10 protein-coding genes are annotated in these 11,862 nt (G+C 63.0%); 9 read left to right on the top strand and 1 reads right to left on the bottom strand.

Features of this window, described 5'->3' with window-relative positions:
* The first annotated feature begins 3 nt into the window (after positions 1–3).
* From GCM43_RS12110 to GCM43_RS12070, 9 genes are all read left to right on the top strand, one after another.
* A complete protein-coding gene (locus GCM43_RS12110) occupies positions 4–912 on the top strand; it encodes an ADP-ribosylglycohydrolase family protein (protein WP_152244551.1) in 909 nt (302 codons plus the stop codon).
* A gap of 77 nt (positions 913–989) precedes the next feature.
* Positions 990–1,514 (top strand): twin-arginine translocation signal domain-containing protein, encoded by a 525-nt coding sequence (locus GCM43_RS12105; protein ID WP_319636959.1) that lies wholly within the window; start codon positions 990–992, stop codon positions 1,512–1,514.
* Positions 1,511–3,142 carry a GMC family oxidoreductase gene (locus tag GCM43_RS12100; RefSeq protein ID WP_152244547.1) on the top strand — a complete coding sequence of 544 codons (1,632 nt, stop codon included), beginning with the start codon at positions 1,511–1,513 and terminating at the stop codon, positions 3,140–3,142. The genes GCM43_RS12105 and GCM43_RS12100 overlap by 4 nt, the downstream gene beginning before the upstream one ends.
* A complete protein-coding gene (locus GCM43_RS12095; protein ID WP_152244545.1) occupies positions 3,139–4,095 on the top strand; it encodes an esterase/lipase family protein in 957 nt (318 codons plus the stop codon). Before GCM43_RS12100 ends, GCM43_RS12095 begins: the two co-directional genes overlap by 4 nt.
* A gap of 346 nt (positions 4,096–4,441) precedes the next feature.
* Complete coding sequence (locus tag GCM43_RS12090; RefSeq protein ID WP_152244543.1) at positions 4,442–8,074, top strand: EAL domain-containing protein; 3,633 nt, start codon at positions 4,442–4,444, stop codon at positions 8,072–8,074.
* Positions 8,075–8,184: 110 nt separating this feature from the next.
* Complete coding sequence (locus tag GCM43_RS12085; RefSeq protein ID WP_152244541.1) at positions 8,185–8,856, top strand: TetR/AcrR family transcriptional regulator; 672 nt, start codon at positions 8,185–8,187, stop codon at positions 8,854–8,856.
* Positions 8,857–8,879: 23 nt separating this feature from the next.
* Complete coding sequence (locus GCM43_RS12080; RefSeq protein ID WP_152244539.1) at positions 8,880–9,650, top strand: tetratricopeptide repeat protein; 771 nt, start codon at positions 8,880–8,882, stop codon at positions 9,648–9,650.
* Positions 9,651–9,686: 36 nt separating this feature from the next.
* Positions 9,687–10,232, top strand: coding sequence for an LOG family protein (locus GCM43_RS12075; RefSeq protein ID WP_152244707.1), 546 nt, complete (start codon positions 9,687–9,689; stop codon positions 10,230–10,232).
* A 260-nt stretch (positions 10,233–10,492) separates the two neighbouring features.
* On the top strand, positions 10,493–11,086 hold the full coding sequence (locus tag GCM43_RS12070; RefSeq protein ID WP_226929466.1) for a PEP-CTERM sorting domain-containing protein: 594 nt from the start codon (positions 10,493–10,495) through the stop codon (positions 11,084–11,086).
* Positions 11,087–11,272: 186 nt separating this feature from the next.
* On the opposite strand, the gene GCM43_RS12065 is transcribed toward GCM43_RS12070, so the two are convergent.
* Entirely contained in the window at positions 11,273–11,782 is a 510-nt protein-coding gene (locus GCM43_RS12065) for a YgjP-like metallopeptidase domain-containing protein (RefSeq protein WP_152244535.1), read from the bottom strand.
* Positions 11,783–11,862 lie beyond the last annotated feature (80 nt).

Raw genomic sequence — 11,862 nt, 5'->3', positions numbered from 1 at the left:
TCAATGACGATTTCCCTGGAAAGCCGCTATCTTGGCACCATGCTGGGCCTGGCGTGCGGCGACGCGGTCGGCACCACCGTGGAGTTTTCGCCGCGCGGCAGTTTTGCGCCGGTGATCGGCATGACCGGTGGCGGCCCGTTCGCGCTCAAGCCGGGTCAGTGGACCGACGACACCTCAATGGCGCTGTGCCTGGCCGAAAGCCTGATCGTCAAGCAGGATTTTGATGCGGCCGACCAGATGGTGCGCTATCTGAACTGGTGGCGCTGGGGCTACCTGAGTTCAACCGGCAATTGCTTCGATATCGGCATGACGGTCAGGGATGCACTCGACCGCTTTGAAAGCACGGGCCAGCCCTACAGCGGTTCCACTTCACCCAATACCGCCGGCAACGGTTCGCTGATGCGCCTGGCGCCGGTAGTGCTGCATGCGTGGCCCGACGTGGCGCAAGCGGTCCAACTGGCCGCCGACAGTTCGCGCACCACCCACGGCGCACCCGAAGCAGTGCAGAGCTGCCAGTGGTTTGCCGCCTTGCTGTGCGGCGTGCTGGCGGAGCAAGCCAAGGCCGATCTGCTGCGCCTGTGCGCCTGGCAGCCGCTTGAACCAAAACTGGTGGAACTGGCCAGCGGGCACTTTCTCGACAAGAGCGAAGCGCAGCTGCGCGGCAGCGGCTACTGCGTGGAGTCGATCGAGGCGGCTTTATGGTGCTTTTTTCATACCGACAGCTTTGAAGCGGCCGTGCTGCGCGCAGCCAACCTGGGCGACGATGCCGACACCACCGCGGCGATTGTCGGCCAGATCGCCGGCGCCTACTACGGCGTGGAAGCGATTCCACCCGCCTGGCGTGCGCCGCTGGCCATGCGCGGCGATATCGAAGAGATGGCCGTCAAGCTGCTGGGCAGCCGCGCCGGCTAGACGCCGCGCTCTAGTTTTTGCGCCGTTCGCCTGTCTTGCATCGCTTACACTGGCGTGTAAAAAATGGAGACATGGTGATGCAGCGCAGATCGTTCCTGAAACTGGGCCTGATGGCCGCCGCCGGCGTGGCTGCAGGTGGGGGGCTGTATCGCGTGCTGCATCCGGCCGCGCCCGGCCGTTTTACGCTCGATGGCGAGGCGCACCTCGTACTGGCGGCCATCGCGCCGGCCATGCTGGGCAGTGCGCTGGCCGCTACCGAGCCACAGCGCAATGCCGACATCGCCAGCCTGGTGCGTGGCGTGCAACTGGCCATTGCCGGCCTGCCGCTGGCGCAGCAGCAGGAAGTGCAGGATCTGTTCGCCCTCTTGGCGCTGGCGCCGGCGCGCCGCCTGCTGGTCGGTATCAAGGGCGGCTGGGGCGAGGCTAGTGCGGCCCAGGTGGCGGCCTTTCTGCAGGACTGGCGCCTGCACCGCTTTGCCACCTTGCAGACGGCATACCTGGCCCTGCATGACCTGATGCTGGGCGCCTGGTATGGCGATGCGCGCCATTGGGCGGCCATCGGCTACCCGGGGCCGCTGCCCGAATTGAGTCCTGCGCCATGAGCACTTCGCCGATTCCCGATCCGATTGCCGCCGGCCTTGCCGCTGGCTGGCAGATGACCGATTGCGCCACGCTGCAGCGCGAGCTGACCCTGGAAGCCGATGTGGTGGTAATCGGCAGCGGCGCCGGCGGCGGCGTCACCGCGGAAATCCTGGCGCAGGCCGGTCTGGCCGTGCTGATCGTGGAGGAGGGCGCGCTGCATTCCTCGCGCGACTTCAAGATGCGCGAGGCCGACGCCTATCCGGCGCTGTACCAGGAATCGGCGGCGCGCAAGACGCGCGACAAGGCGATCAATATTTTGCAAGGGCGCACCGTGGGCGGCTCGACCACTGTCAACTGGACCTCGAGCTTTCGCACCCCGCCCGACACGCTGGCGTACTGGCAGCGCCAGCACGCCCTGTCCGGCTACACGGTGGCGTCGATGGCGCCCTGGTTCGCCATGATGGAACAGCGATTGCAGATCGGCGACTGGCCCGTGCCGCCCAATGAAAACAACGATCTGTTAAGGCGCGGCGCACAGGCGCTGGGCATACTGACGGCTGCCATACGGCGCAATGTCAACGGCTGCTGGAATCTCGGCTATTGCGGCATGGGCTGTCCGACCAATGCCAAGCAGTCGATGCTGGTGACCACCATTCCGGGCGCGCTGGCGCTGGGCGCGCGCCTGCTTACCCATGCCCGTGCCGAGCGCTTCGTGCTGCAGGGTGATCGCGTGGCCAGCCTGCAGGTGGCGGCCATGGATGCGCACGGACTGGCGCCGACCGGCGTGCTGGTGACGCTGCGTGCGCGCCACTATGTGCTGGCCGGCGGCGCCATCAATTCGCCGGCGCTGCTGCTGCGCTCGAAAGCGCCCGATCCACATCAGCTGCTGGGCAAGCGCACCTTTCTGCATCCGACCGTGATTTCCGCCAGCCTGTTTGCGCAGCGCGTGGACGCGTATGCCGGTGCGCCGCAAACCATTTATACCGATCATTTTCTGCATGCCCAGCCCATCGATGGCGCCATCGGCTACAAGCTTGAGGCGCCGCCGCTGCATCCGCTGCTGATGGCCACCACCATGGGCGGCTTTGGCGATGCGCATGCGCACACCATGCGCCAGTTCCCCCACGTGCATGGCCTGCTGGCGCTGCTGCGCGACGGCTTTCATGCCGATGCGCCGGGCGGCAGCGTGACGCTGGACCGTAACGGCGCAGCGCTGCTCGATTATCCGCTGACGCCTTTTATCTGGGACGGCGTGCGCCGCGCGCTGCTGTCCATGGCGGAAATCCAGTTTGCCGCCGGCGCGCAAAGCGTCTATCCGGTGCATGAGCTGGCGCAGCACTACACCAGCTGGCACCAGGCCAGGCAGGCCATCGAAGCGCTGCCCATGAAGGCGCCGCTCACGCGCGTTGTGTCGGCCCATGTAATGGGCGGCTGCGCCATGTCGGACGATGAACGGCTGGGCGTGACCGATGGCCACGGGCGCTATCGTGGGCTGGCCAATCTGTCGGTGCACGACGGCTCGCTGTTTCCAACCTCGCTGGGCGCCAATCCGCAACTGACGATCTATGCACTGGCCGCGCGGCTGGCCAGCGCGCTGGCGCAGCAGCTCGCTGGCCAGCCGGCGAAGGCTGCAGGAGTGGCGGCATGATCGCGCGTGCGCTGCGCGCGCTGATGCTGCTGCAATTGCTGGCCATGCTGGCGCTGGCCTGGCAGCTGCACCACGCCGGCATATGCTGGCCGCTGGCTGGCCTGGGCGGCGTTGCTGCGGTGCTGGCGGCGCGCGCGCTGATCGTGGCGCGCAATATCTGGCACAGCCGGCGCGCCGAAGCGGGGCAGCAGGCCATGGCGCCGCTGTCGATGCGGCAGGCGGTGCGGCTGTTCGGCAATGAATTGCGCGGCAATCTGTGGACGTCGTCGTGGGGCATGCTGCGCCCGCGCCTGGCTGTTGCCTGCCAGGCCGCCGATGGACTGCTGCCGGTGCTGCTGGTGCATGGCTACGTCTGCAATCGCGGCTTCTGGGGCGCCATGAGCGGCGCGCTGGCCAGCGCTGGCGTGGTGCATGCGGCAGTCGATCTCGAACCGCCGTCGGCCAGCATCGATGACTTCGTGCCGCTGGTGGCGCAGGCGGTCGATGCGCTGTGTGCGCGTAGCGGCAGCGAACGGCTGATCATCGTGGCCCACAGCATGGGCGGACTGGTGGCGCGCGCCTACCTTGCCAGGCACGGCGAGGCCAGGATTGCCCACGTGATTACGCTCGGCACGCCGCATCACGGCACGGCGCTGGCCAACCTGGGCGTGGGCAGCAATGCGCGCCAGATGAGCCGCCAGGGTGGCCAGCCCAGCGCCTGGTTGGCGCAGCTCGCTGCCAGCGAGACGCCGGCGCGGCGCGCCATGCTGACCTCGATCTGGTCGCGCCACGACAATATCGTGGCGCCGCAGGCATCGGCCGAACTGCCCGGCGCAAACAACCTGGTGTTTGACGGCGTCGGCCATGTGGCGCTGGCCTTCGATACGCGGGTGCAGCAGGCCGTGCTGTGTGAAATTACTATCGTTTCCAAAGTCGCTCAATCCGCAATTTTGCGCAGCAGCCTGCCGGCTTGAAGTGGGCGGGCAGGCGTTGCCCCGTCAATTTGCCCCGTGTCGCCGCTCCTGGTTGTGCAGTTCGCCCACTTCGAGAAAGTCTTGTGGCGCCTGTGCACACTGGTTTAAGCTAGTAGCGTGCATCGGTGGCCGGCAGCCGCACGGCTGCAGGCGGTCTGTAATTATGTTGCATGATTGATTTATACTGGCACCTTGCTGCAACGTTGCTGCCTTTGCACCATGGCATTGGCGCAGTGCCGCCGATAGCGATTCTTTATGGTCCAAGTGCTCAGGTGCTTTAGCGCACAGACGCTGGAAGTTAAAAAACGTATAAATGATTCAACGTCCTTTTTGGTGGGAGTGCTAATTGTCCGCACGTATCCTGATTATTGAAGATAACGCCACCAACATGGAGTTGATGGTGTACCTGCTGCGGGCTTTTGGCTATACGCCGCTGGCCGCTTATGATGGCGAGGAGGGGGTGCGCATGGCGCGCAGCGAATTGCCCGACCTGATCATCTGCGACGTGCACCTGCCCAAGCTCGATGGCTACGGTGTCGTTGCGGAGCTGAAAAAAGATCCTGCGCTGCGCAACATTCCGGCGCTGGCGGTAACGGCGCTGGCCATGGTGGGCGATCGCGAACGCTTGCTCGAGGCGGGCTTCAACGGCTATATCGGCAAGCCGATCGAGCCCGATCTGTTCGTGACGGAACTCGAATCTTTTTTACCCGGGGCGCCGTCGACGCCCGCTAAAAACGACACTGCCACTATCCTGATCGTTGATGATCATGTACTGAACCGCGAGTTCCTGACGGCGCTGCTCGGCTATGACGGCCATCGCCTGCTGCAGGCGGCCAATGGCGCCGAAGGGCTCGAACTGATGCGCACCGAGCGGCCCGACCTGATCATCTCCGACATCCTGATGCCCAATATGGATGGCTACGAGTTCGTCACGCGCGTGCATGACAATCCCGCGCTGGCCGACGTGCCGATCATTTTCTACACCGCCACCTACCGCGAGCAGGAAGCCATTGTGCTGGCGCAGGCCTGCGGCGTGCGCTGGGTGCTGCCCAAGCCGTCCGATCCCGAGGTGATCGTGCGCACCGTCAACGAAGCCTTGCGCGGTCTGCAGGCCGGCAGCACGCCTGCCGGCACGCCGGCCAGGTCGGAAACGCCCGAAAACGACAGTCCGCTGGTGGCCATCGGCGACCAGGTCAGCGGCTACCTCGATGCGCTCGAGACCAGCAGCCAGCAGATATCGCAGCTGGCCGTGCGCGGCGATGGCCAGGCGGCGGCGCCGGAAGACCTGGCGATCATGACCGAGCGGCTGTCACGCTCGCTGGGCAGCCTGCAGGCGGTCAGCCTGCGCCTGACAGCGCTGATCGAACTGGGTATCGACCTGGGCGTCGAGCGCGATCCGCGCAAGCTGATCGAGGCTGGTTGCAAGGTGGCGCAAAACATCTGCGTGGCCCGGTATGCGTGCATCGGCGTGCTCGAGGAGGGCGCCGACAAGCTCAGTTATTTCTCCGCCTGCGGCAGCGAGAAAAACATCGAACAGATCGCCACGGCGCCACGCACGGGCGTGCTGAGCCGGCTGATCGAGCAGCGCGAGCCGGTGCGCGTAAGCGGCGTCGATGGCGACCCCACGGTGCTCGATCTGCCCGCCACGCACCCGCCCATCCATTCCTTTCTCGGCGTACCGGTTGCTTCGCGCGAGCGCAGCCACGGCTGGCTGTACCTGGTCGACAAGCTTGGTGCACAGGAGTTCTCCGAGGTTGACGAGCGCGTGGCCGTCACCGTGGCCGCGCAGATCGCCGTGGCCTACGACAACCTGCTGCTGTACGACGAGATCAAGCGCAACCATGAGCAGCTGACGCTGGACATGGCCGCGCGCATCCGCCTCGATGAAGACCTGCGCCGCTTTCGCCTGGCGATGGACGCCACCGCCGACGCCATCTTCCTGGTCGACCGCGCCGGCGTGTGCTTTGTCGATGTCAACCAGACGGCCTGCCGCATGCTGGGCTTCGAGCGCGAGGATTTCCTGCATGTCGGGCCCAGCCATGCGCACGAGGGCGAAGCGCAGCTCGAAGACCTGTACAACAAGCTGCTGGCCGGTGACCAGAACGGCGCCATGGCCGAACTGCAGCTGCACCGCAAGGACGGCTCGCTGCTGGCCGTCGAGGTGCAGCGGCGCACGCTGCGCTCGGGCCAGAGCTGGATCCTGGTGGCAGTGGCGCGCGATATCACCGAGCGCAAGGAGTCCGAGCAGCGCCTGCTCAAGCTGGCCCATTTCGATACGCTGACCGGCTTGCCCAACCGTAGCCAGTTCTATGATTCGCTGACCCATGCGCTGGCGCAGGCACAGGAGCATCAATGGGCGCTGGCCGTGCTGTTCCTCGATGTCGATCGCTTCAAGAACGTCAACGACACGCTGGGCCACACCATCGGCGACGATCTGCTGCGCCAGTTTTCCAGCCGCCTGGTCGATTGCCTGCGCGTGCGCGACACCGTCGGGCGCTTTGGCGGCGACGAGTTTGCCGCCATCCTGATGCTGCCCGACGGCGCCCAGCATTCGGTCAGCGTGGTGGAAAAGATCCGCGAGGCGATGCGCCGGCCATTCGACCTGCAGGGCCACGAAGCGACGGTCACGGTCAGCATCGGCATCGCCGTCTATCCCGATGACGCTGCCGACGCCGATACCCTGATCCAGTATGCCGATACGGCCATGTACCGCGCCAAGGAAGCCGGGCGCGATGCCTACCGCTTCTTTACGGCCGAGATGAATGCGCAGTCGATGGCCCGGCTCGATATGGAAAACGCCCTGCGGCGCGCCATCGACAACGAAGAATTCGTGCTGTTCTTCCAGCCCAAGGTCAATATTTCAACGGGTCGCATCAGCGGCGCCGAAGTGCTGATACGCTGGCGCCGCCCGGGCCACGGCATGGTCTCGCCGGCGCTGTTTATTCCGCTGCTCGAAGAAACGGGCCTGATCGTGCGGGTCGGCAACTGGGTACTCGACCAGGCCTGCAAGACCATCAGCGCGTGGTGCGCCGGCGATATCGGTCCGGTGCATCTGTCGGTCAATGTGTCGGGCATCCAGTTCTTTGTCGGCGGCCTGGAAGAAGAGGTGCTCAAAGCCACGCGCAAATACGATATCGCGCCCGAGCTGCTCGAACTGGAGCTGACGGAAAGCTCGCTGATGTCGAACGCCGAAGAAACCATCGAAGTGCTGCGCAACCTCAAGGCGCTGGGCATCCAGATATCGATCGACGACTTCGGCACCGGCTACTCGAGCCTGGCCTATCTCAAGCGCTTCCCGCTCGACAAGCTCAAGATCGATATCGCCTTCGTGCGCGAAGTGACCAGCAATCCCGACGACGCCGCCATCGTGGTGGCCATTATCAGCATGGCGCACAGCATGAAGCTGCAGGTGATTGCCGAAGGGGTGGAAAACGATGCGCAGCTGGCCTATCTGCGCCGCCATGGCTGCGACGAAATGCAGGGTTATTATTTCAGCCGTCCCTTGCCGCAGGAGGAGTTCGAGCAGATGCTGTCGGCCGGCAAGCTGCTGCCGGCGCCGCGCGATTCGGGCAGCGAAGAGCAGCAGACGCTGCTGATCGTCGACGACGATGTGTTCATGCTCGATGTATTGAGCGACTTCCTGGCGCAGGATGGCTATCGCATCCTGACCGCGCAGACGGCTGCCGAGGGCTTCGATATCCTGGCGCGCCACAAGGTGCAGGTGATCCTGTGCGACCAGTGCATGCCGATGATGAGCGGTACCGAGTTCATGGAGCGCGTCAAGCAGCTGTGCCCCGATACGTTCCGCATCATGCTGTCGGCCTATGCCGACCTGACGCCGATCATGGCGGCGATTAACCGCGGCGCGGTTGACCGTTTTTATACCAAGCCGTGGAAGGGCGCCGTGCTGCGCGAAAATATCCGCGAGGGCTTTCGCCTGCACGGCCTGCTGCATGGCCAGGTCAAGGCGGCGGCGTAGGCTGGCAAAGCACAGGCTTGGAGCAGGCCAGGCTTGGGGCAGGGCAGGCGGTTGGGTTGCATGGGGCGAAGATGGTATGCTTGTGGCAGAATAGAGAGAGACTGCCCGCCATGCTACAGAAAGCACCACGCCGCACCCGCGAACGCATCCTGGAATTGTCCTTACGGCTGTTCAATGAATTTGGTGAGCCCAATATCACGACCACCGTGATTGCCGAAGAAATGCAGATATCGCCCGGCAATCTTTACTACCACTTCCGCAACAAGGACGATATCGTCAACTCGATCTTCGTGCAGTTCGAAGCCGAGATCGAGCGCATCCTGACGGTGCCCAGCGGCCGGCGTTCCAATATCGAGGACGTCTGGCTGTACCTGCGGCTGATGTTCGAACTGATCTGGCGCTATCGCTTTTTCTACCGCGATCTCAATGACCTGCTGTCGCGCAACCGCAAGCTCGAACTGCATTTCAAGCTGATCCTGGCGCACAAGATCAAGGTGGCCACGCAGCTGTGCGAAGACCTGCGCAGCGAGCAGTCGCTCGAGGCCTCCGACATGGAAATCGGCGCCATGGCCACCAATATGGTGGTGGTGGCCACCTATTGGCTATCCTATGAATATGTGCGCAATCCACGCAAATACAGCGAGCAGCAGTCGATGTCCGAGGCGCTGGCGCGCGGCTGCTACCAGGTGCTGTCGCTGATCGGCCCCTACCTGCGCGGCGAGACCCATGCGCTGTTTCGCAAACTGTCCGAAGAGTATTTGACGACGCTCAAGCCCGATTGATTCTTACCTGAAGGAGGCATGCCATGGCCTGGAATTCCTACCCCTATCCGCAAGACGCCTGGCGTTACACGCCAGAGACCCTGCAGGTGCACTGGCAGCGCCTGCACGCAGGCGATGTCGAGCCGTGGCCGCAGCGCGCGGCGCTGGTGCAGGCCTGGCTCGCTTACCATGCGGGCGACTTTGAAAGCGCGGCGCGCCAGGGGCTGGCCGTTGGCGTGCCCGGCTACAGCGTGGCGCACAAGGCCACCTGCGTCTACGCCACGCATCTGGAGCCGGACGAGGCGCGCAAGCTGGCGCTGTTCGAGGAGGTGGCCGAGCGCTGCGAGCGGCAACAGGCCGAGCAGCCCGACGATGCGGCCGGTTATTACTGGCATGCTTACAGCCTGGGGCGCTATGCGCTGGGCATTTCGGTGGTCAAGGCGCTGGCGCAGGGCGTGGGTGCCAAGGTACGCAACAGCCTGAACCGCGCCGTGACGCTGGCGCCGCTGCATGCCGACGCCCATATTGCGTTCGGCATTTATCATACGGAAATCATCGACAAGGTCGGTGCCATGATCGGCAGCCTGACCTATGGCGCCAACAAGGATGACGGCTACCAGCACTTCAGGACCGCGCTGGCCTTGAATCCCGAATCACCATCGGCGCATGTGGAGTTTGCGCGCGCGCTGACCATGCTGGACGGCGACAAGAAGCTGGCCGAAGTGCTCGCCTTGTACGAGCAGGCCGCCGGCTTGCAGGCGCAGGACGCCAAGGAGCGCCTGGAGGTCGAGGATGCCGTCGACGAATTGAAGTAACGATATGAAACCAAATGAAATGATGAGGATGCTGTGATTAAAGCTTTATGTGTTTACTGTGGCGCCAACGCGGGCATTACGCCGCAGTATGCGGAAAGTGCGCGCGCACTGGCGCGTGTGCTGGTATCGGAAAATATTTCGCTGGTATATGGCGGCGGCAACGTGGGCCTGATGGGCGTGATCGCCGACGAGGTGCTGCGCCTGGGCGGCGAGGTGACGGGCGTGATCCCGACCGCGCTGGTCGAGCGCGAAGTGGGGCATACGGGACTGACACGCCAGTTTGTGGTCAAGGACATGCATGAGCGCAAGGCCATGATGGCCAGCCTGTCCGATGCTTTTATTGCCATGCCGGGCGGCTATGGCACGCTGGAAGAACTGTTTGAAATGCTGACCTGGGCGCAACTGGGCATCCATGCCAAGCCGATCGGCCTGCTTAATGTCGACCACTTTTACGATGGCTTGCTGGATTTTGTCAACAATGGCCGCGAGCAGGGTTTTATCCGGCCCCAGCATGCCTTGTTTCTCAATGCCGACGCCGATCCGGCAGCGCTGGTGCAGCGCCTGAAGTCGCTGCCGGCCTGAGTTGGCAGCGGGTCCTGTTATTATTTCCACAAGGAAAAATTCATCAGGGCCAGTGTTGTAATTGGTGACAATATGTTCATAAGGTTTCCTCGAAAACATGATTTTTTGAAAATTTAGATGCAATTTGACTATGAATGTGTTTTACTGACACATATCAAATTCAGGGCCGAAAAAGTTGCAAACGCGAAATTAGTCGCCGCACGCCGGTTCTGCTCCATTCAAATGCCGCTTGTTCTAAAAGGATCGTTATCTTGAAACCTATGTCATTGTTGCGCACTGCCGCCATTGCAGCCCTGTTTGCCGCTGGCGCCGCCCAGGCGCAAACGACCGTTATCAATTTCAACGGCCTGGAACAAAGAGGGGTAGTGACCAATCTGCTCGACTCGTACACCGAGAGTGGCTACAGCTTCAACAATAACTACTGGTACGGTCTCAGCTATGCCGAAAAAAGCAACCTTGCCTATGCCGGCTCGGCTGGCCTGGGTGCAGTGGCTCTGAGCACCACCACGCTCAGCCGTACCGATGGCGCAGCGTTTTCGCTGGGCTCCATCAGCCTGGCCGATTACATCGGCTGGCCAGGTGCCTACAACGTCACGCTGGTCGGCAAGCTCGCTGGCGGCGGCTCGGTCAGCCAGACTTTGTCGCTCAGCGGCAGCAATTCCTTCAGCAACTACACCCTGAACGGCTTTACCAACCTGGTTTCAGCCTCGTGGCAGCAAGGCCTGGTGCATACCTATCAAGTCGATAATATCGGCGCCTCGGTCAGCGCCGTGCCGGAACCGGCTACCTATGGCATGCTGTTAGGCGGCCTGGGCCTGATGGCGTTGATGCTGCGTCGCCGGAAAACGATTTGATCGCTCAGGATGTAAAGAAGCCGCGCAAGCGGTAATGGCGTTCAGTTAGCATCCTTACTCGACCGGTCAAGCTGCAAACCGGATTAGGGCCCCAGTTGCCAGAACGGGCGTGCCGGGCCAAGCGGGCCCGCCCTTACGTTTTTACGCTTTTAAATGCGTCGGGCAGATTAACTGAACGCCATTTTTTTACGTCCACAAGCGCTGGCCGGACAGGTCAAGCTGGGTCAGATAGAGGCGCACATCGAACTCGTACTGGTGGTATTGCGGCTCCATATACGTACACAGTTTGTAGAATGCCTTGTCGTGCTGCTTTTCCTTGACGTGCGCCAGTTCGTGTACGGCGATCATGCGCAGGAACTCCAGCGGCACGTCCTTGAACATGGTGGCCACGCGGATTTCATGCTTGGCCTTGAGCTTGCCGCCCTGGACGCGCGAGATCGAGGTATGCAGGCCCAGCGCATGGTTGATGACATGGATCTTGCTGTCGAACGCGACCTTGTTGATGGGCTCGGCGTTGCGCAGGAACTCGCTCTTCAGGTCCTGCACATATTGGTACAAGGCCCTGTCGTTGCGCACTTCATGGGCAACCGGGTAGCGCTTGAGCAGGGCTTCTCCCAGTTTATCCTGCGCAATCAGTTGCCGCACTTGCGCCTGGGTCTGGTCGGGGTAGGCACTCAGGTATTTCAGGGGAGACATTGCGCAGTGGTCGGGGAATTGGGGAATCGGGGACGAGAATGTACCATATCGCAAAGATGTCCGCGCAAGGACATCCGCGC

It is taken from the genome of Janthinobacterium aquaticum (assembly GCF_009208565.1).
In the GTDB taxonomy this organism is placed as follows: Bacteria; Pseudomonadota; Gammaproteobacteria; order Burkholderiales; family Burkholderiaceae_D; genus Janthinobacterium.
This window is presented reverse-complemented; position numbering and strand designations above follow the sequence as displayed.

Excerpts from the sequence above, each read along its gene's own strand:
- GCM43_RS12065 (WP_152244535.1), bottom strand. The coding sequence starts at position 11,782 with ATGTCTCCCCTGAAATACCTGAGTGCCTACCCCGACCAGACCCAGGCG.
- GCM43_RS12080 (WP_152244539.1), top strand. The coding sequence starts at position 8,880 with ATGGCCTGGAATTCCTACCCCTATCCGCAAGACGCCTGGCGTTACACG.
- GCM43_RS12070 (WP_226929466.1), top strand. The coding sequence starts at position 10,493 with ATGTCATTGTTGCGCACTGCCGCCATTGCAGCCCTGTTTGCCGCTGGC.
- GCM43_RS12105 (WP_319636959.1), top strand. The coding sequence starts at position 990 with ATGCAGCGCAGATCGTTCCTGAAACTGGGCCTGATGGCCGCCGCCGGC.
- GCM43_RS12085 (WP_152244541.1), top strand. The coding sequence starts at position 8,185 with ATGCTACAGAAAGCACCACGCCGCACCCGCGAACGCATCCTGGAATTG.
- GCM43_RS12095 (WP_152244545.1), top strand. The coding sequence starts at position 3,139 with ATGATCGCGCGTGCGCTGCGCGCGCTGATGCTGCTGCAATTGCTGGCC.
- GCM43_RS12110 (WP_152244551.1), top strand. The coding sequence starts at position 4 with ATGACGATTTCCCTGGAAAGCCGCTATCTTGGCACCATGCTGGGCCTG.
- GCM43_RS12100 (WP_152244547.1), top strand. The coding sequence starts at position 1,511 with ATGAGCACTTCGCCGATTCCCGATCCGATTGCCGCCGGCCTTGCCGCT.